This window comes from Shewanella sp. POL2 (assembly GCF_000282755.1).
GTDB lineage: Bacteria > Pseudomonadota > Gammaproteobacteria > Enterobacterales > Shewanellaceae > Shewanella > Shewanella xiamenensis.
Genome location: NZ_AKZL01000034.1, coordinates 1 through 20,967, shown reverse-complemented (window position 1 = coordinate 20,967; position 20,967 = coordinate 1). Strand labels below are relative to the sequence as shown.

Annotated in this window: 20 protein-coding genes and 3 tRNA genes; 5 read left to right on the top strand and 18 right to left on the bottom strand. The window is 46.6% G+C overall.

What is annotated here, in order from left to right:
• Positions 1-141 precede the first annotated feature (141 nt).
• The 7 genes from SHEWPOL2_RS11035 to SHEWPOL2_RS11005 form a co-directional block, all read right to left on the bottom strand.
• Positions 142-459: a DUF2007 domain-containing protein gene (locus tag SHEWPOL2_RS11035; protein WP_037420242.1), complete on the bottom strand. Its 318-nt coding sequence runs from the start codon at positions 457-459 to the stop codon at positions 142-144.
• 261 nt (positions 460-720) lie between these two features.
• Entirely contained in the window at positions 721-1,668 is a 948-nt protein-coding gene (gene secF / locus SHEWPOL2_RS11030) for a protein translocase subunit SecF (protein ID WP_037420245.1), read from the bottom strand.
• 12 nt (positions 1,669-1,680) lie between these two features.
• Positions 1,681-3,531, bottom strand: a complete 1,851-nt coding sequence (secD, locus tag SHEWPOL2_RS11025; protein WP_037428225.1) for a protein translocase subunit SecD — start codon at positions 3,529-3,531, stop codon at positions 1,681-1,683.
• Positions 3,532-3,548: 17 nt separating this feature from the next.
• Entirely contained in the window at positions 3,549-3,881 is a 333-nt protein-coding gene (yajC, locus tag SHEWPOL2_RS11020) for a preprotein translocase subunit YajC (protein WP_037428220.1), read from the bottom strand.
• Positions 3,882-3,907: 26 nt separating this feature from the next.
• The gene (gene tgt / locus SHEWPOL2_RS11015) at positions 3,908-5,032 is read right to left on the bottom strand and encodes a tRNA guanosine(34) transglycosylase Tgt (RefSeq protein WP_011622165.1); all 1,125 of its coding nucleotides are present in this window, start codon (positions 5,030-5,032) and stop codon (positions 3,908-3,910) included.
• 161 nt (positions 5,033-5,193) lie between these two features.
• A complete protein-coding gene (gene queA, locus SHEWPOL2_RS11010) occupies positions 5,194-6,231 on the bottom strand; it encodes a tRNA preQ1(34) S-adenosylmethionine ribosyltransferase-isomerase QueA (protein ID WP_037428218.1) in 1,038 nt (345 codons plus the stop codon).
• A 64-nt stretch (positions 6,232-6,295) separates the two neighbouring features.
• Positions 6,296-6,502, bottom strand: coding sequence for a hypothetical protein (locus SHEWPOL2_RS11005; protein WP_037420254.1), 207 nt, complete (start codon positions 6,500-6,502; stop codon positions 6,296-6,298).
• 188 nt (positions 6,503-6,690) lie between these two features.
• Here SHEWPOL2_RS11005 and SHEWPOL2_RS11000 point away from each other — a divergent pair, with 188 nt between their 5' ends.
• From SHEWPOL2_RS11000 to SHEWPOL2_RS10990, 3 genes are all read left to right on the top strand, one after another.
• Positions 6,691-7,305 carry an acyl carrier protein phosphodiesterase gene (locus tag SHEWPOL2_RS11000; RefSeq protein ID WP_037428216.1) on the top strand — a complete coding sequence of 205 codons (615 nt, stop codon included), beginning with the start codon at positions 6,691-6,693 and terminating at the stop codon, positions 7,303-7,305.
• 124 nt (positions 7,306-7,429) lie between these two features.
• Positions 7,430-7,879: a protein disulfide oxidoreductase gene (locus SHEWPOL2_RS10995; RefSeq protein ID WP_172588067.1), complete on the top strand. Its 450-nt coding sequence runs from the start codon at positions 7,430-7,432 to the stop codon at positions 7,877-7,879.
• Positions 7,880-7,958: 79 nt separating this feature from the next.
• Complete coding sequence (locus tag SHEWPOL2_RS10990; protein ID WP_037428215.1) at positions 7,959-8,630, top strand: RluA family pseudouridine synthase; 672 nt, start codon at positions 7,959-7,961, stop codon at positions 8,628-8,630.
• 133 nt (positions 8,631-8,763) lie between these two features.
• On the opposite strand, the gene SHEWPOL2_RS10985 is transcribed toward SHEWPOL2_RS10990, so the two are convergent.
• Positions 8,764-9,198, bottom strand: a complete 435-nt coding sequence (locus tag SHEWPOL2_RS10985) for a hypothetical protein (RefSeq protein WP_037420263.1) — start codon at positions 9,196-9,198, stop codon at positions 8,764-8,766.
• Between the two features lie 336 nt (positions 9,199-9,534).
• Here SHEWPOL2_RS10985 and SHEWPOL2_RS10980 point away from each other — a divergent pair, with 336 nt between their 5' ends.
• Positions 9,535-10,914 carry a Gfo/Idh/MocA family oxidoreductase gene (locus SHEWPOL2_RS10980; protein WP_037428214.1) on the top strand — a complete coding sequence of 460 codons (1,380 nt, stop codon included), beginning with the start codon at positions 9,535-9,537 and terminating at the stop codon, positions 10,912-10,914.
• A 65-nt stretch (positions 10,915-10,979) separates the two neighbouring features.
• Here the strand turns inward: SHEWPOL2_RS10980 and SHEWPOL2_RS10975 are convergent, their stop codons facing one another.
• The 7 genes from SHEWPOL2_RS10975 to SHEWPOL2_RS10945 all read right to left on the bottom strand — a co-directional run bounded on the left by SHEWPOL2_RS10975 (position 10,980) and on the right by SHEWPOL2_RS10945 (position 18,170).
• The gene (locus tag SHEWPOL2_RS10975) at positions 10,980-11,504 is read right to left on the bottom strand and encodes a CIA30 family protein (protein WP_037428213.1); all 525 of its coding nucleotides are present in this window, start codon (positions 11,502-11,504) and stop codon (positions 10,980-10,982) included.
• A 77-nt stretch (positions 11,505-11,581) separates the two neighbouring features.
• The gene (gene sstT, locus SHEWPOL2_RS10970; protein WP_037420273.1) at positions 11,582-12,808 is read right to left on the bottom strand and encodes a serine/threonine transporter SstT; all 1,227 of its coding nucleotides are present in this window, start codon (positions 12,806-12,808) and stop codon (positions 11,582-11,584) included.
• Positions 12,809-12,977: 169 nt separating this feature from the next.
• A complete protein-coding gene (locus tag SHEWPOL2_RS10965) occupies positions 12,978-13,877 on the bottom strand; it encodes a chemotaxis protein CheV (protein ID WP_037428212.1) in 900 nt (299 codons plus the stop codon).
• A gap of 135 nt (positions 13,878-14,012) precedes the next feature.
• Positions 14,013-14,483, bottom strand: a complete 471-nt coding sequence (locus SHEWPOL2_RS10960) for a dual specificity protein phosphatase family protein (RefSeq protein ID WP_037428210.1) — start codon at positions 14,481-14,483, stop codon at positions 14,013-14,015.
• A gap of 66 nt (positions 14,484-14,549) precedes the next feature.
• Positions 14,550-15,833 (bottom strand): DEAD/DEAH box helicase, encoded by a 1,284-nt coding sequence (locus SHEWPOL2_RS10955; RefSeq protein WP_037428208.1) that lies wholly within the window; start codon positions 15,831-15,833, stop codon positions 14,550-14,552.
• Positions 15,834-15,870: 37 nt separating this feature from the next.
• A complete protein-coding gene (locus tag SHEWPOL2_RS10950; protein WP_037428207.1) occupies positions 15,871-16,437 on the bottom strand; it encodes a methylated-DNA--[protein]-cysteine S-methyltransferase in 567 nt (188 codons plus the stop codon).
• A 107-nt stretch (positions 16,438-16,544) separates the two neighbouring features.
• Positions 16,545-18,170, bottom strand: a complete 1,626-nt coding sequence (locus tag SHEWPOL2_RS10945) for an AlkA N-terminal domain-containing protein (RefSeq protein WP_037428206.1) — start codon at positions 18,168-18,170, stop codon at positions 16,545-16,547.
• Positions 18,171-18,351: 181 nt separating this feature from the next.
• On the opposite strand from SHEWPOL2_RS10945, the gene SHEWPOL2_RS10940 reads away from it, so the two are divergent.
• Positions 18,352-20,181, top strand: coding sequence for an ABC transporter ATP-binding protein (locus tag SHEWPOL2_RS10940; RefSeq protein ID WP_037428204.1), 1,830 nt, complete (start codon positions 18,352-18,354; stop codon positions 20,179-20,181).
• Between the two features lie 354 nt (positions 20,182-20,535).
• Here SHEWPOL2_RS10940 and SHEWPOL2_RS10935 read toward each other — a convergent pair.
• The 3 genes from SHEWPOL2_RS10935 to SHEWPOL2_RS10925 form a co-directional block, all read right to left on the bottom strand.
• Positions 20,536-20,611: transfer RNA gene (locus SHEWPOL2_RS10935), tRNA-Glu, on the bottom strand.
• 98 nt (positions 20,612-20,709) lie between these two features.
• Positions 20,710-20,785: transfer RNA gene (locus SHEWPOL2_RS10930), tRNA-Glu, on the bottom strand.
• Positions 20,786-20,848: 63 nt separating this feature from the next.
• Positions 20,849-20,924, bottom strand: a tRNA-Ala gene (locus tag SHEWPOL2_RS10925).
• Positions 20,925-20,967 lie beyond the last annotated feature (43 nt).

Here is a 20,967-nt window from a genome sequence, read left to right as displayed (position 1 = left end):
TGATAAGTCAGCGTAGATTAACACGATACTCAACAATAAATACTTAATAATATGAATAAGTTAGAAAATTTTTATCTAAATAAAAATATGCAATGATAGTCGGGAATATGGATCCCGACGATAGATGGATTGATGAGTAAATTAATTATGGCTCTCGCTACGCTCAGCACTACAATGCCAACACAATTCGAAGCTGCCCTCATTCATCTCATGGCACTGTACACATTGCCATTGGGGACTAACCACATCCAAGCCGCTTAATTGCGCTTGTGCGTTAGCCAGCTGCGACTCTCGAACCCAAAGCTCAACATTGTGAAGATTGGCAGGTAACTCACCGACGCCACCCAACAAGGCCTCTCCACGCAACTCCACATGAATACCGCAGGCTTCTAATAATCCCTTCCATGTATGGGCCTGTAATAGGTTTCCACCAGCAATTAATGTTTTACGTTCTTCCATGCGACTTCCTACTGCATTTATCTTTTAAAAATAGCGGCAGCCGACATCCTACAGTGAAATAACTGAGCCTGTCGAGTGCTGTTTTTTACGCCAGTTGTTAATCAATTTAACATTTACGTTTTACAGCATTAGTCACTATAAAGTTGTGAGTTTGATAGCAGATTATCGAAAGCGCGTAATCATGGCGAAAAAAATGCCACTTTAAAAGTGGCATTTTTATTAACAATATTGGTATCTAAAATAGATTAATTTGAGACCAATTTACGGCATCATCGGTGGTTGATCTGCACCTTCTTTCTCTATCTCAACTGGCATCATATGCTCGCGGCAAATGCCGAGTTTGATCGCTAAGAAACTCGCCACATAGATAGAAGAGTAAGTACCAACGAAAATACCCAGTAACAGTGCGGTCGCAAAGCCATGGATCATGGTGCCGCCCTTCAGGAACAGCGCAACAACTGTCACCAGCGTCGTACCCGTCGTGATAATGGTACGGCTCATGGTTTGGGTAATTGAAACGTTCACGACTTCTTCAGGATCGCTCTTACGCATCTTGAGGAAGTTTTCACGGATACGGTCAAATACCACGATGGTATCGTTCAGTGAGTAACCGACTACCGTTAACACACCAGCTAATACTGTTAGGTCAAACTCCAGTTGAAATACTGAAAACACCCCTAAGGTCACAATCACGTCATGGGCCAATGCCGCGACTGAACCCGCAGCCAAACGCCATTCGAAACGAAACGACACGTAGATCATGATACAGATTAGTGCAACTAACACGGCTAAACCGCCCTGCTCAGCCAGTTCTTTACCCACCTGAGGACCGACGAATTCAACCCGTTTTTGTTGAACGCCTGCATCCACTTGCTGAGCAGCTGTCATCACAGATTTAACCTGAGCATCGCTGCTCACGCCTTCTTTCACCGACAGACGAACTAACACGTCGCGACTTGAACCAAAGTTTTGCACAATCGCGCCATCTAATTCAGGCGATGACAGTTTTGTTCGCAACACGTTCAAATCAACAGGTTGAGTGAACTCCATCTCAACCACAGTACCGCCAGTAAAGTCTAAGCCCCAGTTGATCCCCTTAGTCGCCAGAGAAACAAGCGAACCCAATACCAAAATGGCCGACATAATACTGATAGGCAGCGCATGACGGAGGAAGTTAACCGTACGTTTTAAAGATAAAATTTCTAACATTATCGCTTCCCCTTAGATAGACAGCGTCTTCACGCGCTTACCGCCCCAAATCGCGTTAACGATTGCGCGGGTTCCCACGATAGCGGTAAACATTGATGTCGCAATACCGATCATCAGGGTCACTGCGAAGCCTTTGATCGCGCCCGTACCTACGGCGAACAGGATCAATGCTGTTAAGAAGGTAGTAATGTTAGCGTCGGCGATAGTAGAGAATGCGTTGCCGTAACCTTCGTGAATGGCCTGCTGCACACTGCGACCAGCACGTAACTCTTCACGAATACGCTCGTAAATCAGTACGTTACCATCAACCGCCATACCCACAGTTAACACCATACCCGCAATACCTGGCAGGGTTAACACGGCGCCAGGGATCATAGACATCACCCCAACCACCATCACTAAGTTGGCCGTTAGGGCCAAGTTGGCGATAAAGCCAAAACTGCGGTAGTAAACCAACATGAAGATAAGCACGACTGCCATACCCCAGATCATGGCTTGCACACCGCTTTCGATGTTTTCCGCACCTAGGCTTGGACCAATGGTACGCTCTTCCACAATCGATACTGGCGCGATCAAAGCACCCGCACGTAGCAATAACGCGAGGTTTTGTGCTTCACCGTGGCTTAACCCAGTGATCACAAAGTTGCGGCCTAAACGTGCTTGAATCGTCGCTACTGAAATCACTTCTTGGATTTTCAGCATTTTGACGCTGCCATCGGCGTTACGTTCACCACTGTCTTTATATTCAATGAATAAGGTCGCCATCGGTTTACCGATATTGTCCTTAGTCACGTTAGAAAAAATGGTACCGCCTTTAGCGTCGAGGTTAATGCTTACCTGTGGACGGCTATATTGGTCAAAGCTGGGTTGTGCGCCAGTGATATGATCACCCGTTAGCATCACTTCCTTCTTCAGCACCACTTGACCGCCTTCACGGCGTTGATACACCTCAGAACCCGCGGGTATACGGCCAGATTGCGCCGCATTAGGGTCAGCCTTATCGTCCACCATATGGAATTCAATCGATGCGGTTGCACCTAAAATTTCCTTGGCGCGAGCGGTATCTTGTACACCAGGTAACTCAACGATAATACGCTCGGCACCTTGGCGTTGTACCACAGGCTCAGCTACCCCTAACTCGTTCACACGGTTACGGATAGTGGTAATGTTTTGCTGCAACGCTTCTTCTTTAATCTGCTTGAGATAGGTTTCGCTCATCACGGCTTGCAGGGCAAAATCTTCACCCTTGCTCACATCGGTGAACACCATATCGTTGCTACGAGATTTTAGGAAACGTTCTGCACTGGCTAAACTTTCAGCATCACGGAATTTAATCTCGATACCTTGAGCATTGTTGCGAATGCCCGCGTAACGGATTTTTTCTTCCCGTAATTGTGAACGGAAATCAGCCACTTTGGCTTCTTCCATCTTACGAATGGCTTCGCCCATGTCCACTTCCATCAGGAAGTGCACACCACCACGAAGATCCAAACCGAGTTTCATTGGGCTACCACCCATAGACTCGAGCCATTTAGGTGTTGCAGGGGCAAGGTTAAGTGCTACGGTAAACTTATCACCTAAGTCTTCGGCGATAGTTTCCTTGGCCAACAACTGTTGATCCGCGTTTTGTACGCGAACCAACAATTGGCCTTTTTCAAGCTCAGAACGCTTTACCGCAATGCCCTTACTGGCTAACAGCTCGTTCACTCTGGCTTGGGTAGATGCCGTGACTTCAGCACCTCGAGTCGCCACTACTTGCACCGCATGATCTTCACCGAACAGGTTAGGTACGGCATAGAAACAACCTATGGCGATGATAAACATCACCATAATGTTCTTCCACATTGGGTATTTATTTAACACGCCTGAGCCCTCTTGGCTTACAACGACTGGATAGAGCCCTTAGGCAATACAGCTGCAATGTAATCTTTTTTAATTGTAATTTGAGTCGTGTCGTTCAAGCTCAGTAACACGTAGTCATTGTCATCGCTGATCTTTGCAATCTTGCCTAAAATGCCGCCGCTGGTCAGCACTTCATCACCTTTTCCAAGTGATGACATCAGGTTTTTGTGCTCTTTAACACGCTTCGATTGCGGACGGAAAATCATGAAATAGAAAATCAGGCCGAAAATCACCAGCATGAAAATCAATTCCATAGTGCCACCACTCTGTGGAGTGCCAGCAGCATTTGCATATGCATTTGAAATGAACATAGTTTTCTCTTCTTATTAGCAAAAAATCAATCGACTAACTCTGGTACTTCGCGACCTTGACTGGTATAGAAGTCCTTCACAAAGGCGTCTAATGTACCCGTCTCAATCGCACCGCGCAAACCTTCCATTAACATTTGATAGTATCTCAAGTTGTGAATGGTGTTTAAACGCGCACCCAGAATCTCATTACAACGATCTAAGTGGTAAAGGTACGCCCGTGAATAATTTTTACAGGTATAACAATCACACTTAGGATCGAGCGGTGAAGTGTCATCACGATGACGCGCGTTGCGGATCTTGATGACACCTTCACTGGTAAACAGATGGCCGTTGCGGGCGTTACGGGTTGGCATCACACAGTCAAACATGTCGATACCACGACGCACACCTTCAACTAAATCCTCTGGCTTACCGACCCCCATCAGATAGCGCGGCTTGTCAGCAGGAATTTGTGGACAGACATGCTCAAGAATGCGGTGCATGTCTTCCTTAGGCTCACCTACGGCCAAACCACCGACGGCATAACCGTCGAAACCAATTTCGACTAAGCCTTTTAAGCTCTCGTCGCGTAAATCTTCATAAACACTGCCTTGGATAATCCCAAATAATGAATTGGGGTTTTCCAGGCGGTCAAACTCGTCGCGTGAACGCTTAGCCCAACGCAGTGACATCTGCATTGACTTGCGCGCTTCATCTTCGGTTGCTGGATACGGAGTACATTCGTCAAAAATCATTACCACATCACTGCCCAATGCATGTTGAATTTGCATTGACTTTTCAGGATCTAAGAAGATTTTCTCGCCGTTAATTGGCGAGCGGAAATGCACACCTTCTTCAGTAATCTTACGAATGTCACCCAAACTGAACACTTGGAAACCGCCCGAATCGGTCAGAATAGGACGCTGCCAATTCATAAAATCGTGAAGGTCACCATGCTTACGCATGATTTCTTCGCCAGGGCGTAACCACAGGTGGAAAGTGTTACCGAGCAGAATATCGGCGCCAGTAGCACGCACTTCTTCTGGCGTCATCCCTTTTACCGTACCGTAAGTCCCTACAGGCATAAATGCTGGGGTTTCCACTGTACCACGTTCAAAAATCAAGCGACCACGGCGCGCACGGCCGTCGGTAGTGTCAAGTTCAAATTTCATCATTCACCTCGCCAGATAAACAGTCTGACTACATTTTTAATGGCAAGCGCCATTTTGATTAACAATAGAGATAGGGACAGTTCAAAAAGGTTCAACCTTTGGCTGAAAAAAATACCCGCCCAAACTCAATGTGGGCGGCTATTTTAAAACAAAATCTTGGTCTAGTGAGCTTTTTTCGTCACAAACATGGCATCGCCATAGCTAAAGAAGCGATATTTTTGCGTGATTGCGTGTTGATACGCCGCCATAACATGATCAAAACCGGCAAAGGCACTAACCAACATGATGAGCGTCGATTCCGGCAGGTGAAAGTTAGTGATCATGGCATCGACGATTTGGAACTGATACCCAGGGTAGATAAAGATATCGGTATCACCGCTAAAGGCTTTAAGTTCGCCTTCACTTGCACGGGCCGCACTCTCCAGTGAACGTACAGACGTCGTGCCCACAGCAACCACACGTTTGCCTGCCGCTTTCGTTTGGGCAATTAAATCCACCACATCCTGCGGCACATTGGCCCACTCAGAATGCATTTTGTGCTCGAGCACATTATCGACGCGCACGGGTTGGAAGGTGCCTGCGCCGACGTGCAAGGTCACAAACGCGATATTTACGCCCTTGGCTTTTAATGCCTCAAGCATGACATCATCAAAGTGTAGACCCGCCGTAGGCGCGGCAACCGCACCGGGGTTCTGGTTATACACGGTTTGATAGCGCTCTTTATCGGCATCCTCATCGGGACGGTCGATATAAGGTGGCAATGGCATATGCCCTACTGCTTCGAGCACTTCTAAAATTGTGAGATCGGATAAGAGTTCGAGTTCAAATAAGGCGTCATGGCGAGCAGCCATCTTCATCTCATAACCGCCGTCGAGATGAATAATGCTATCTACTTTCGGGGATTTAGAGCTGCGCACATGGGCGAGGATACGTTTATCATCGAGCATACGCTCAACTAAAATCTCGAGTTTGCCACCACTGGCCTTTTGGCCAAATAAACGTGCTGGGATCACCCGGGTATTGTTAAATACCATTAAATCGCCGGGATTAATCATCTCCAGCAAATCGGTAAACTGTTTATCGGCGAGCGTGCCAGTATTGCCATCTAAGGTTAACAGACGTGACGCCGTACGTTGCGCCATGGGATAACGAGCGATAAGTTCGTCGGGAAGATCGAAAGAAAAGTCTGTTACGCGCATGCAAAGGCCTCTAGATAGCTTAGAACGGCGGCTAGTCTATGGTTAGAGGCCAATAAGATCAAGATTACTTGTTCACGATATCCATATCGGTCACTGCATCCTGCTCATTGAGCGTATTTGAGCTCAATGCGTCATCCACATCATATTTAGCCCGAGTGCGAGCAAAATGATCGATGCTGAAACTATGTTGCTCATAGGGAATATCAACCAGCATTTTTTTACGTTTGGGACGCTCGTCTTTACCAAGCATTTTGATGAACCAGTTCCACATCGTCCATGATCCTTAACAGGTTAGTTGATTAGCGCATTTTCTGTCTTTAGCATCAGCATTTACACTCCTGTTAGAAATGCTGAATCTAGCACTACCTTACAAAAGCACACGATTTTTGCCTATTTGCACTTTCCTCAGCGCGCCTGCCCATGATAACGTGAACCAACGCGATTAACCAAGCACAAAAAATGAACATTCTTACACACTTACATCTGGCTGATATCAGTAAAACCCACCTTGGTGCCAATCTAGCAGGCAATTTTATTACCGCGTCGATAGACAATGCCCCACAAGCACTACGCCAAGGACTGTGGTTAAACCATGAAATCAATCAGCTCTGTGCGACCCATGAGTTGACTCAAGAACTCATCGCATTGTTTCCTAAACAGTTAACAAGTATAGCAGCAGATTTGATGTTCATCAGTTTCGATTATTATTTAGCCTTCTACTGGGAAGAATATCATCATCTGTCACTGCCTGATTTTAGCCAAAAAGCCTATAGTGAACTGGCAGAATTTGCCGCGCAAAGCGATGTGTATCACCCTCAGCTATGCCTAGACATTATCGCCGATATGCGCCGTCAAGATTGGTTAAACGGCTACGCCACACCTAAGGGCATTCAACAGGCATTAACCCAAAGGGCCAAAGGTCATCCGCACAGTGCCTTATTTAACGGTGCGGATAAAATTTTAGCCCAAATGCAGATTGAGACAGAAACCGCCTTTCGTACCTTCTACCCCCAGTTGATGGCCTATACCCGTATTTGGAGCCGTAAAACTCCGAGTGACTATTTACCCGAATAATCCCGAGGAGACCATCTCAGTGATAAGAGCAAGCTCAAGGGAGCAATCACCTCATCCAAAGGGATGGAAACAAAAACTGCAAAGCCCTCGATTTTGGCTAAAGCAGCTTAGGGATTTAACCATTATGGCGCTACTGCTCTATGGGGTAAGCCTCTATTTACAACGGGATATGGTCACAGGCCAAGCGCCAGTATTAAGCGGTATTACCATTGATGGCGGCAAGTTTGCACTTAATACAGCCCAAACTGAGCCAACATTAGTCTATTTCTGGGGAACCTGGTGCCCAGTATGCCGCGTAACATCGCCGATGGTTGAGACCATCAGCCAAAATCATCGGGTGATTTCAGTCGCCGTTGCTTCAGGTAGTGATAGTGAGATTCAAACCTTTATGGATGAACATCAATATCACTTTCCGGTACTTAATGATGATAGTGGAACGCAGAGTGCTCTCTGGGGCGCGATGGCATTTCCAGCCATTTATGTTATCGATACGCAAGGAAATATTCGTTACGTTACCTCAGGAGTAACGTCTACCTGGGGGATGAAGTTTAGATTATGGTTAGCGCAGTTTTAATGCCCCATGACATTGTTGAGAATATACTGCTTAGTAACTGATATTTTGCTAGTATGGCCACGCAAAAGATGAGGATACGATGCAGATATTTGATTACCAGCCCCCTTCAGTCCCTTGGTTAGATCTTCGCTATCAAGATAGAGATGTGATCGTTATTAATAAACCTTCGGGCTTATTGTCTAATCCCGGCAGAGCCGCACATACCTTCGATTGTGCCCTCACTCGGCTGCAACGTCTTTATCCTGAAACGATTCTGGTGCACAGACTCGACTGCGCCACCTCAGGAATTATGGTTTTTGCGCGCAATAAAAAAGCCGAATCCCACTTAAAAACCCAGTTTCAAGATCGACAAAGTGAGAAAGTGTATATTGCTGAGGTCATGGGACTGGTCGAGCTGGATGCAGGTATAATTGATTTAGCTATCGCCCCCGACCCCGAGCATCCACCCTATCAAAAGACCCAAGCGGCGGGGACGGCTGGCGCGAAAAGTGCTCTTACCCATTACCGAGTGCTTGAAAGACGCGAAAACAGCACCTTAGTGGAATTAACCCCAGAAACGGGCCGAACCCACCAGCTTAGGGTACATATGCTCGCCCTTGGGCATCCCATTTTAGGGGATGAATTTTATGGTAATGCTGAGGTGATCAAGGCCAGACCGAGGCTGTGTCTCCATGCCCAAAGCTTGAGCTTTACCCATCCGTATTCGGGTAAAAGGATGCATTTTTTCAGTCAGCATCCTTTCAATGAATAATCGGCAAAAATACAAGAGGTCACGTTAAGCGACCTCTGTTTTAACCAAACCTGACCATCCCGCTACACAGGGATAAGCTTGAGAGGGAATATTATTCGCCCAACTCAGTTGCCATTAAAAAATCACAACCGTTTTAAGCAACACGCTGATTAAAATCAATATCCGCAACTAATTTATCTACTTGAAAATAACTGCCCTGTTCGTTGCAAAATTGCAGTTGCATATTAGGCGTTACCATAAAATACTCACCGAAGAAATTACCGCCCACATCTTCTACTTTTTTGCCCTGTGGCGTATCAGTTAAATTGACTTCATCTAAGCTATGGCAGCCATCACTGAACCAAGTTTCTAAATAATATTTATCCGCTTCTTTATAGAGGGTAATTTTGTCACCTAGCAGTGGACGCTCATCTAACCAACGACCAATAATTTCACGATTTTGCATATCTGTCTCCCGCCAATGTAGGCGACGGCGTTTTTCAATCCCAGACATCCTGATATCCTTATGCAATACCCACTCACCTAAAGTGAACGTCAGTTGTGGTAGTACATTAAGCATAGAACCCATTTACCGCTTTACTCCCCCGAGTCGCAAATTACGTCAAACTCATCAAAAAATGTAATTTTTTGGTTAAATTTAATTTGCTAAACATTTAAAAACTAAAAGATAATTTAGCTTGATTAATTAATGGGCAGTGTAGCTTAATTAGAAAATAAAAACGCGATCTTTATCACTATTTACCTATCGCTAAAGTAAAGATAAATAACCTGTTGCAATACGGTTTATTTAATTACGTATGAATGAGCTTGTTACATCTTTTAATGTCCACTTACAGTGAGATTCTGATATAACAAGATGGATTAAAATCGCCCTACAAATAAACAACAATAAAGCAGGAAGCCTATGCACAATATTCATCGCCGCCATTTTCTGAAAGCCGCAGGCGCCGTCACTGCCGGCCTTGTTACGGCCAATATTGCCCTCGACGCTACCGCCAGTAACGTTGCCCCGAAACCCAGTCGTGGGAAATCAGTTATTGGACTCATTGCCCCTAAAATGGAGGTGGTTAGAGTTGGTTTTATCGGTGTGGGAGAGCGTGGATTTAGCCATGTCGAACAGTTTTGTCACTTAGACGGCGTGGAGCTAAAAGCCATTTGCGATACGCACCAAGCGGTTATTGATAGAGCCGTTGAGCATATCGTTAAACAAAAACGGCCAAGACCTGCGATCTATACCGGCAATGATCTGAGCTATCGCGAGCTATTAAACCGTGATGACATTGATATTGTGATTATTTCCACTCCGTGGGAATGGCATGCTCCAATGGCTATCGACACTATGGAAAGTGGTAAACACGCCTTTGTTGAAGTACCACTCGCCCTCACAGTCGAAGAGTGCTGGCAAATCATCGATACCGCCGAGCGTACCCAGAAAAACTGCATGATGATGGAAAACGTCAATTACGGCCGTGAAGAACTGATGGTGCTTAACATGGTGCGCCAAGGCTTATTTGGCGAATTACTCCACGGCGAAGCCGCTTATATCCATGAACTGCGCTGGCAAATGAAAGAAATTGATCATAAAACCGGCTCATGGCGCACTTATTGGCATACTAAACGCAATGGTAATTTATATCCCACTCACGGTTTAGGGCCTATTTCCCAGTATATGAATATCAACCGTGGTGACAGATTCGATTACCTGACCTCCATGAGTTCGCCAGCTTTAGGTCGTGCTTTATATGCTAAGCGAGAATTTCCCGCCGATCATGAACGTAATCAGCTCAAATACATTAATGGCGATATGAGCACTAGCCTGATTAAAACCGTGAAAGGCAGAACCATTATGGTTCAACATGATACCACCACCCCAAGACCCTACAGTCGCCATAATCTAATCCAAGGCACTAACGGTGTGTTTGCTGGCTTCCCTAATCGTATCGCAATCGAAAATGGGGGGTTTGGTCAGAGTTACCACGAGTGGGATATGGACATGCAAAAGTGGTATGACAAATACGATCACCCACTGTGGCAACGTATTGGTAAAGAAGCCGAAATCAACGGCGGTCACGGCGGCATGGATTTTGTGATGCTTTGGCGAATGATCTATTGCCTACGTAACGGCGAGGCACTCGATCAGGATGTCTATGATGGTGCGGCTTGGTCTGTAGTCAATATTTTAAGTGAACAATCACTCAATAACCGCAGTAACTCAGTAAACTTCCCCGACTTTACCCGCGGCGCATGGGAACATGCTAAGCCCCTAGGGATTGTGGGAGCCTAAATCGCGCTTAGTTGAGCGTTTAGCTGTAGATTAAGGGGACAAGCATTAGCTTATCCCCTTATGACTCAATAACAGCCTATTGATTTAATTTTTAATGCAAAATCACCACTTTGCTGCGCACCAATCACTAGCCCAATACTTGTGAGACGGCTCAAATCAATCTCAGCACGCTCAATCGGCTTGCCACGGCACTGGGGATGAAACGCCGTAAAGGGGATTTCAATACGTTGCCAGTGAATAATACTGCCACCATTAACGCCAAAAGACTGATGCTTAGCATCGGGCATCGGTGCTTGATAAACCGTACTCTGCGGCGTGTCGGCATCTTTGAGATTCACTTTGTAGTGCTTGCTTCTATCACGGTCGAGTTCGAGATAAATCCCAGTGAATTCACTCACATTTTTGGGTTCAAACTCACAGCGCACCGAGGCAAACCCGCCACCATTGGCGAGTGACACATGGCCGCTAAACATCCCATAGCCTAACGGAGAGATGGTGAGCTTACTGCGTGACAAACCGCCCATCACAGTATCATTAACGCCATACCAAGACTTTGCCGCATTTAACTCTTTAAAATCGAAAAGGATCATAACTACTCCCATAAAAAAAGCAGCCACCGAAGTGACTGCTCCTATGATACTTTCTTCTACACTAACAACAGCACACTTTATCCAAGTTTAGCTTTGTTTTCAGCGGCTTCACAAGCAGCAGCGGTAAAAATCACGTCCGTAGAGCTATTCAGTGCCGTTTCGGCTGCATCTTGGATCACGCCGATAATAAAACCAACAGCAACCACTTGCATCGCCACATCGTTAGAAATGCCAAACAAGCTACAAGCAAGCGGAATAAGCAATAACGAACCACCCGCCACACCAGATGCACCACAGGCAGAAATCGCAGCTACCACGCTAAGCAGCAAGGCAGTCAGCAGATCAACTTGAATCCCCAAAGTATGTGCCGCTGCTAAAGTCAGTACGGTAATCGTAATCGCAGCGCCGCCCATATTGATGGTTGCCCCTAACGGGATAGAGACTGAATAAGTATCTTCGTGCAGATTTAACTTTTCACACAATGCCATATTCACTGGAATATTGGCCGCACTTGAGCGGGTGAAAAATGCCGTCACACCACTCTCACGCAGACAGCGGATCACAAGTGGATAGGGATTACGTTTGATTTTAACGTAAACAATCAGCGGGTTAATAATTAAGGCGATAATAGCCATCGCACCGAGCAATACGGCTAATAACTGAGCGTAGCCCGCAATTGCCGCAAAACCGGTTTCAGCAAATGTGGCAGCAACTAGACCGAAAATACCAATAGGCGCTAACCGAATGATAAAATGCACCATTTGCGAAATACCATGGCTCACATCCGCAAACACTTGTTTGGTTGAATCACTCGAATGATGTAAGGCTAAGCCAAGACCCACACCCCAAGCCAAAATACCAATATAGTTCCCCGTCATCAGGGCATTCACGGGGTTATCAACCAGTTTAAACAACAGGGTGTTAATCACCTCACCAATTCCCTGTGGCGGACTGGTGCCTTCAACACCCGCAACTAACACCAGATTAGTCGGGAACATCATACTTAAAATCACTGCGGTTAATGCCGCAGCAAAGGTACCCAATAAGTACAACACCACGATTGGGCGCATATTCGTTTGAGTATTTTTCTTTTGATTCGCAATGGAGGATGCCACGAGAATAAAGACTAGAATAGGCGCTATCGCTTTTAATGCACCAACAAATAAACTACCTAAAAAAGCGACTTGTTTGGCCCATTCATGTGAAAAACTGGCTAAAGCGACACCAGCGATAATCCCGACGAGAATTTGCAGCACCAAACTGCTATTAGCCAACTTGGCTAAAAAAGATGATTCTTGTTTCATTACTTAACCTATCGTTATTATATTTCGGCTGAGTTTCCCCATCCCACACCTTCAAAATTGAGGCCAATAAGGTTTTATAGGATGTGATGGAACTTGTCTAGCTTTGCAGGGAAATAAGCGAATTAAATTACCCAGTCCCTGCAAAACCCTTACAAAAATCCAACACGCTCTAATTTGACCGCTTAGCCGCTAAATCAGCCCCCCGTAGCATGGCTTCCACAAGCTCATGGGCATCAAACTTAGTCAGCGCCTCATTTGCCCCCACTTGATGGGCTTGGCTGACGCTGATTTCGCTCGACAACGAGGTATGGAGAATAATATAAGCATTAGCCAACAGTGGATTATCTCGGACTTCAAATGCCAGCTCATAGCCATCGAGCCCCGGCATTTCGATGTCACTAACTAAAATATCAATCGGGTGACGCTCGGCAGCCGCCTGCTCCATAATAGAGAGCGCTTCTCTTCCATCAGGGGTCACGAAATAGGGAATATTAATACAATCGAGCGCATCGGAAAGTTGCTTACGGGCCACCTTAGAATCATCGACCAACAGAATCCGCATGGGTTTTAACTTCTCCCGCTGCACATCCGTTAGGATTGCTCGATTGGCCTCAGGTGCATCGGGGAACACCTTAGACAGTAACAGCTCCACGTCAAGTAACTGCACTAACTGGTTATCGTAGCGCGTCACTCCAGTTAAAAAGGCATTTCTCCCTAAATTTGCCGATGGCGCTTCAATGTCACGCCAATTGCACTCAATAATCTTATCAATGGCGCGCACTAAAAAGCCGATAATCATGCGCTGGCAATCAGTAATGATGATATAGCAATGTTTACGTTCTTCATCACTGATTGGCCGATAACCAATGGCAGCCGCCATATCCACCACCGGGATAGTATGACCACGAATGGTCGCGGCACCCATGATTGTCGGATGAGATTTAGGGATCTTACTCAGCGGCGTGTAAGGCACTAATTCACGAATTTTGAGCGTGCCTAAGGCAAATACCTGATGTTGAGATAACCGAAAAAGGAGTAGCCCTTGTGACTGATTTGCCTTACTTTTCATGATAAAACTAAGCGCTCACTCAAATTAAACTGCCAGTATATTAACCTTAACATGCCTTAAAAGTGATGACTAAGGTCAAATGTGATCAAATCAGCCAATTACTTTATCTTTGGAACAATCTTCCCTTCTCAAGGACTAATCCTGCAAAGCATAGAGCACATCGAAGGCAAACTGATCCCACCCCTCAGCGCTAAAAGCAATGTCGCGAATGCTGCGCACTTGGCTAACGGCATGCAACGGCGCAGCACCATTAACCATGAGGTAATAAGCCATAATGAGCCCGGTACGATCTTTTCCCGAACGGCAATGGATTAACACGGATAAATCATCGGCTTCACATTGTTGAATAAAGGCTAGCGCTCTGGGTAATTGGGCGACACAAATGGCGATATCCCCTTCCTGTGGCGGCACGTTTCTGGAAAACGGGATACATTCATAACGCAAACCATGGTGCTGAAAACTACCGGGCTCGCAGCCTTCTCCGCCATTAACGGATAACACGGCGCGGATCCCCGATGCTTTAAGCTCTGCTAAATCCCAAGGGTCCTTATTAGGGCCACTGCGGCCCGCGATTTTACCTTCAACTAACCAAAATAAATGCTGCATACTGCCTCTACCAAACCAATTCGAAACAACCTGAAGATATGCTAAGCATAACTCACACCTGAGGAATTAAGACTTTTTACCCCAAAACTCAACATTCGCCACGGGTAACTGTTTACGCTTTTTCTTGCCAGAGCCTTCGGGCTTGGCCTGAGGTTTTTCCTGCGCTAACACATCCAGCGGTATTTCAGCATTGGCTTCAAATCCGGGGATTTGTTCACGCACCAGTTTGATTTTGTTTTTCTTTTCAATCACACCAAAGTGGTGATATTCCTCATGGGAAATTAAAGTCACCGCGAGGCCCACCTCGCCCGCACGACCGCTACGACCAATACGGTGCATATAATCGGCTGGACTTCTTGGTAAATCAAAGTTAATCACGACGGGGAGTTTATCAATATCAATACCACGGGCTGCGATATCAGTCGCAATTAGCACACTAATGTCACCATTTTTAAACCCATCAAGGACGCGAGTCCGCGCACCTTGAGCTTTATCGCCATGGAAGACTTCGGCGCTAATTCCCCGTTTTGACAACTTTTGCGCGAGGTGGTTACAGGTATTTTTAGCACTGACAAAAATTAACGCCTGTGACCATTGATGCTGTTTAATCAAATGGGCCAATAACGCTGTTTTTTGCTCGCGGTTAACGGTTATCACACGCTGCACAATGGTGCTTTCTTGCTCACTTTGCAGATGAAACTCAAGCGGTTGATGGAGTAATTGGGTCGTTAGCGCGCGCACTTCTTCGGGGAATGTCGCCGAAAACAGTAAGGTTTGTTTTTTGGCAGGGAGCGCCTCAAGCACTTGATTTAATTCATCAGTAAACCCAAGGCTTAACATGCGGTCCGCTTCATCCAGCACTAAGGCCGAGACGCGATTTAACTTAAGCGCATTGCTGGCTAATAAATCCAGTAAACGCCCAGGAGTTGCGACCAACACATCGGCGCCAGCGCGTAAGCTTTGCATTTGCAGATTGACAGACACACCACCAAAGGCCGCGACTATCTTAAGTTGGCCATTGAAGTGGGATGCATAGGATAAAAAGCTGTCGGCCACTTGCTGCGCCAATTCGCGGGTAGGTACGAGCACCAAACACCGCACTTGGCCTGCCGACTTATCATCACTTTTCGCTTCACTTAATCGCTGCAATAACGGCACTGCAAAAGCAGCGGTTTTTCCAGAACCTGTATTCGCCCCTGCTAACACGTCCTGTCCACTGAGTACGGCAGGAATGGTAGCCGCCTGTATCGGAGTGGGAAAAACATAACCCAGCTCAGAGAGTCGATTACATAAGGGGGCAATAATGCCAAGTTCGGCAAAGCTGGCAACGGAGGAAGAAGCTTGGGTCATAAAAAATTACATGGCTCATCAATAACAAATATGACCGCTATTCTAACGTAAAATGCGCGCCCTTGCTTGTCGATTCCAGCATTAACAGTTGCTGTTTCATCGTAAGTCCATAGGCATAACCCGTTAATTGACCATTTTTACCAATGATACGGTGACAGGGCACAATAATCGCGATGGGGTTGGCACCATTAGCCGCGCCAACTGCCCGAACGGCTTTGGGTTTTGCGATACGCTGGGCGATCTCGCCATAACTGCAACTCTGGCCATAACCGACCTGCACCAAGGCCTGCCACACCTGCTGCTGAAATTCGGTTCCTTTGGGCGCTAAGCTTAAGTGGAACTGGGTTAGCTCACCGCGAAAATAATCCAGAAGCTGCGCCTTTGCCTGATCAATATGACTTTTAGCCCGCACCAGTTCGTCATCACTTGCGACCTTTAGGGGGATCTCGGTACGACTCGACCCGACGACCGTTAAATGGCTCAATCCGTAGGCATTGGCATTAAGTTGTAGTACTCCCACAGGGGTACTTAAAATATCGACAGCGCAGGGCTGATAATCTTTGGCCGTTGGGGCGCTAATCAGTTGCGATAAATTCGGGCTCATAGTGGTTCTCGTCAGCGGCTTTAGTACAGTGTTTTCGTACTGTGTTTCAAATAGTGGCTCTCATATAGAGCCTCGGTACTGAATCAATAAACATGGCCTGAAATGTCCTATGCATTGGACCACAGCAGGAAGGTCAAATAACTCCCCCAAGGGGCGATATCTGCACTTATCCGCTCAACAATCGCTGAATAATCCAGTTGTTTTTGCGCTTCAGTATCTAACCCTGTCTGCTCACCCATCGTCGCCAGTAATTGCTTTTTCACAATTAAATCCGTGTGCAGGAAGATATTTGGATCGCCAAGCCCACGTAATTTGGCATAGGCAATGGTCCAGGGGCCAATGCCTTTTACCCTAATCCACTCATCGGCTGTGGCTTCTGGGTGTTCACAGATAAACGCAGCAAGCGCATTGAGCGCCAGTTTGCGCGCGCCAGGCATTTTAAGCTCATCGAGGCATGCATGACGGATCAGCTGCGGTGTAGGGAACAAGCGATACTCTTGCCCGTTTAAGCTAAAACGTTCGCCATAGGCTTCGACCAATAAATTGAGTAACTTAGTGGCCTGCACTACGCTCACCTGCTGACCTAAAACGGCTCGGCAACCCGCCTCAAATAAAGATCCTGCTCCCGGGATCCTAAGACCTGATTTAGGGATTAACTTAAGATCGGTCAAACGCTGTAGGTTGTGCTCAATCAGCTGCATATCTGCATCGAGATCTAAAATGCGCCGCACTTGGGTGATGAGTTTTTGTAGGCCGGCCAAGGGCGAGTCGGGTGTTAATGTCAGTGTGATTTTAAAGCGATGCAAATGTGCCTCATGGGCGATACGCACCACTGCGCAGATATCCTCAAGTTGCAAGGTGCGACCATACTCAAGTGTATCTTGGGACATCATGTCGTTGGAGTCATGATTTGCCCCCTCACTAAACCACTCCATTCCCGCCACGGCGCGCAGGCGATAAAAGGCTAACTGCGCCGGCCAATCGAGCGGCGGTCGGTAATACTGATATAGACTCAAACTGTGCGCTGGCATCTCCTGCGGACTAGCCTTATTAGTTCTCTCCTCTTCCTCTAACTTGGCAGTCGACTTCAGACTGGATTTTCTTAACTGTGTGGGCGTTAATTGCAGAGTCTGTTGAAATGCCTCGTTGAAACGGCGAATACTGTTAAAGCCTGCGGCAAGCGCAACCTGAGTGATGGGCAGCTGCGTCTGATGCAACAACTGTTTTGCGAACATTAACTGACGATAGAGTGCAAATTGCTTAGGCGAAGTGCCAAATCCAGAGGTAAATAACTTATTTAGATAACGGCTGCTGATCCCCAGTTTGTCCGCCAAGGCCTCGACCGTTAATCCATGCTCACCCGATAAGGCGCCAGCTTCAATCAAACCTATAGCTCTGTCTAGGGTTGTGCCTGTCCCTTTCCACGGATTAGAGCCTGGTGCACTGTCGGGGCGGCAACGTAGGCAAGGCCTCAGCCCCGCCTGTGCGGCTTTAATGGCCGAGTCGAAATAACGTACGTTTTCTTCTTTAGGTGCAACGGCAGGGCACACCGTTCGGCAGTAAATGCCCGTACTTAACACGCCCACAAAGAACTTACCGTCAAAACGTGGATCACGGCTGATGCGAGCCTCGCGGCAAATCGTCGCGGATAAGTAGCACTCTTGCAAATCGTTTACTACCGGCACGACTAGTGGTTTAGTGGTTGGTTTTGGACTCACTGCTATCAGCTTCATTTGGCTATCCGACAATCTTATTCACAATTTTGTACTTGTCGGTTACTGTACGTCACCCTATGCTAGCACACTCGCGGAAAACGGAACTGGATCATCGCGTGCTTTTAAAGTGCAAGATCCTATATGCTAGACACCTCGACGTTTTCCCCATTTACTTTTCTCAATAAAATAGAGTCAATTCATGTTTAAACGATTTGAATCTTGGGTGGAAGCCCTACCGGATGGCGAACCAACCAAGCCTCCCACGGGGGTGTATGCGTTTTGCCGCCACTACACTAAGGGTTATGAATTACCGCTGATATTAATGTCAGTGTTGACAGCCTTCATCGCCATGCTCGAAGTTTCACTCTTTGGCTTTATGGGACAATTAGTCGATTGGTTAGTGAAAAAAAGCCCAGAGACGCTCTATCAGGATGAAGGTTCAACGCTGATATTAATGGGTGTAATGGTCCTACTGGTGATGCCATTATTAGTGCTATTTCATGCACTAATCATGCATCAAACCTTGCTGGGTAATTATCCCATGTCGATCCGCTGGCTTGCGCACCGCTATCTGCTCAAACAAAGCGTCTCCTTCTATCAGAATGACTTTGCTGGCCGTATTGCCACTAAGGTGATGCAAACCTCCCTTGCGGTGCGTGAAACCGTGATGAAACTCCTCGATGTACTGGTATACATTTTAGTCTACTTCACCTCCATGCTGGTGATGGTGGCCAGTGCCGATGTCCGCCTAGTGGTCCCGATGTTGATTTGGTTAGCGCTCTATATTGGTCTGCAATGGTACTTTGTGCCTCGGCTTAAAACAGTCTCAACCGAACAGGCCGATGCCCGCTCGACGATGACTGGACGCATTGTTGATAGTTACACCAATATCACCACGGTAAAACTGTTTGCCCATACGGATAAAGAAGCTGATTACGCTAAAGCGAGTATGCGCAGTTTCCTCGACACGGTTTATCGCCAGATGCGCCTCGTCACAGGGATCAGCGTCAGTGTACAAATCATTAACTACTTACTCGCGTTCAGTATTGCCGCCGTGTCAATCGCGCTCTGGAGTGACAATGCTATCTCGGTGGGTGCAATTGCAATTGCCGTGAGTTTAGCGCTGCGCCTCAATGGGATGTCGCAGTGGATCATGTGGGAAATCAGTTCATTATTTGAAAATATTGGTACAGTCACCGATGGGATGAACACCCTTTCCAAGACCACACTCATTCAAGACTCGCCAGATGCAAACACCTTAGTAGTGGAACAAGGTCGGATCGATTTTAATCAGGTGAGCTTTCATTATGGTGAAAATACTGGCGTAATCGACGAACTCAACCTCACGATCAAAGCGGGCGAAAAAGTCGGTCTAGTTGGCCGCTCGGGCGCGGGTAAGTCTACCTTAGTCAATCTGTTAATGCGCTTTTACGATGTTGAGAAAGGCCAAATTTGTATCGATGGACAAGACATTAAGTCCGTCAAACAGGATTCGCTACGTTCACAGATTGGTATGGTCACCCAAGACACTTCCCTACTGCACCGCACGATTCGTGAAAATATTCTGTACGGCAATCCAGGGGCGAGCGAAATCCAACTCGAACATGCGATTAAACAAGCTCAGGCCCATGATTTTATTAATGAACTAACCGACCCTAATGGCAATCATGGTTTAGATGCACAAGTCGGTGAACGCGGCGTGAAACTCTCTGGCGGACAAAGACAACGTATCGCGATTGCTAGGGTGCTATTAAAAAATGCCCCTATTTTACTGCTCGATGAGGCCACTTCTGCCTTGGACTCTGAAGTTGAAGCTGCGATTCAAGAAAGCTTGTACGAATTGATGCAGGGCAAAACCGTAATTGCAATCGCCCATCGATTATCGACTATTGCCGCAATGGATAGATTAATCGTGCTCGATCAAGGTCGGATTGTTGAACAAGGAACCCATCAAGAGCTGATTGCTGCTGGCGGTATCTATGCCCAGTTATGGGCTCACCAAACTGGCGGATTTTTAGGGGTTGAATAGTGTCGAGTTGTAACTTAATGAACTGATTTTAAAGGCGACATTAAGTCGCCTTTTTATTTTGTTCTGCCCCGTCCTAAATAGCGTTGTTGCATACTAACAGCGAGACATCGTTCCAAGACTTTATCCCTATATGCAGCAAGCAAGTCTAAACCCAATAGAAACAGAGGAAACCAATAAACGTTGTGGCTTTTGGCTTGTGGCTTTTGGCTTGTGGCTTGTGGCTTGTGGCTTGTGGCTTGTGGCTTGTGGCTTGTGGCTTGTGGCTTGTGGCACGATAAAATAATAGATACAAAAAAACCATCTTTCGATGGTTTATTGTCTTCAACTAACGTTAGCGATTAACCTTAGTTGAGGTGGTATCCCCTAGGGGATTCGAACCCCTGTTACCGCCGTGAAAGGGCGGTGTCCTAGGCCTCTAGACGAAGGGGACACAAGGACTTATGTTTTTCCTCATAACTGAGGTCTTGCTATTTATCTCAAACAACTCGTTAGTCATTTGTGATGCACTCTATCTTATTAGGGATAGAGTGGTATCCCCTAGGGGATTCGAACCCCTGTTACCGCCGTGAAAGGGCGGTGTCCTAGGCCTCTAGACGAAGGGGACACAAGGACATATTAATTTGACAACTATTATGACTAACAGTGCTCTCGCTTAATATGGCGAAATTGGTGGAGCTAGACGGGATCGAACCGTCGACCTCTTGCATGCCATGCAAGCGCTCTCCCAGCTGAGCTATAGCCCCAAACTCTTTCGACAAAACTGAAACTCAGTATATCGCAGAAATT

Excerpts from the sequence above, each read along its gene's own strand:
- SHEWPOL2_RS11035 (WP_037420242.1), bottom strand. The coding sequence starts at position 459 with ATGGAAGAACGTAAAACATTAATTGCTGGTGGAAACCTATTACAGGCC.
- secF (WP_037420245.1), bottom strand. The coding sequence starts at position 1,668 with ATGTTAGAAATTTTATCTTTAAAACGTACGGTTAACTTCCTCCGTCAT.
- yajC (WP_037428220.1), bottom strand. The coding sequence starts at position 3,881 with ATGTTCATTTCAAATGCATATGCAAATGCTGCTGGCACTCCACAGAGT.
- tgt (WP_011622165.1), bottom strand. The coding sequence starts at position 5,032 with ATGAAATTTGAACTTGACACTACCGACGGCCGTGCGCGCCGTGGTCGC.
- queA (WP_037428218.1), bottom strand. The coding sequence starts at position 6,231 with ATGCGCGTAACAGACTTTTCTTTCGATCTTCCCGACGAACTTATCGCT.
- SHEWPOL2_RS11005 (WP_037420254.1), bottom strand. The coding sequence starts at position 6,502 with ATGTGGAACTGGTTCATCAAAATGCTTGGTAAAGACGAGCGTCCCAAA.
- SHEWPOL2_RS11000 (WP_037428216.1), top strand. The coding sequence starts at position 6,691 with ATGAACATTCTTACACACTTACATCTGGCTGATATCAGTAAAACCCAC.
- SHEWPOL2_RS10995 (WP_172588067.1), top strand. The coding sequence starts at position 7,430 with ATGGCGCTACTGCTCTATGGGGTAAGCCTCTATTTACAACGGGATATG.
- SHEWPOL2_RS10990 (WP_037428215.1), top strand. The coding sequence starts at position 7,959 with ATGCAGATATTTGATTACCAGCCCCCTTCAGTCCCTTGGTTAGATCTT.
- SHEWPOL2_RS10985 (WP_037420263.1), bottom strand. The coding sequence starts at position 9,198 with ATGGGTTCTATGCTTAATGTACTACCACAACTGACGTTCACTTTAGGT.
- SHEWPOL2_RS10980 (WP_037428214.1), top strand. The coding sequence starts at position 9,535 with ATGCACAATATTCATCGCCGCCATTTTCTGAAAGCCGCAGGCGCCGTC.
- SHEWPOL2_RS10975 (WP_037428213.1), bottom strand. The coding sequence starts at position 11,504 with ATGATCCTTTTCGATTTTAAAGAGTTAAATGCGGCAAAGTCTTGGTAT.
- sstT (WP_037420273.1), bottom strand. The coding sequence starts at position 12,808 with ATGAAACAAGAATCATCTTTTTTAGCCAAGTTGGCTAATAGCAGTTTG.
- SHEWPOL2_RS10965 (WP_037428212.1), bottom strand. The coding sequence starts at position 13,877 with ATGAAAAGTAAGGCAAATCAGTCACAAGGGCTACTCCTTTTTCGGTTA.
- SHEWPOL2_RS10960 (WP_037428210.1), bottom strand. The coding sequence starts at position 14,483 with ATGCAGCATTTATTTTGGTTAGTTGAAGGTAAAATCGCGGGCCGCAGT.
- SHEWPOL2_RS10955 (WP_037428208.1), bottom strand. The coding sequence starts at position 15,833 with ATGACCCAAGCTTCTTCCTCCGTTGCCAGCTTTGCCGAACTTGGCATT.
- SHEWPOL2_RS10950 (WP_037428207.1), bottom strand. The coding sequence starts at position 16,437 with ATGAGCCCGAATTTATCGCAACTGATTAGCGCCCCAACGGCCAAAGAT.
- SHEWPOL2_RS10945 (WP_037428206.1), bottom strand. The coding sequence starts at position 18,170 with ATGAAGCTGATAGCAGTGAGTCCAAAACCAACCACTAAACCACTAGTC.
- SHEWPOL2_RS10940 (WP_037428204.1), top strand. The coding sequence starts at position 18,352 with ATGTTTAAACGATTTGAATCTTGGGTGGAAGCCCTACCGGATGGCGAA.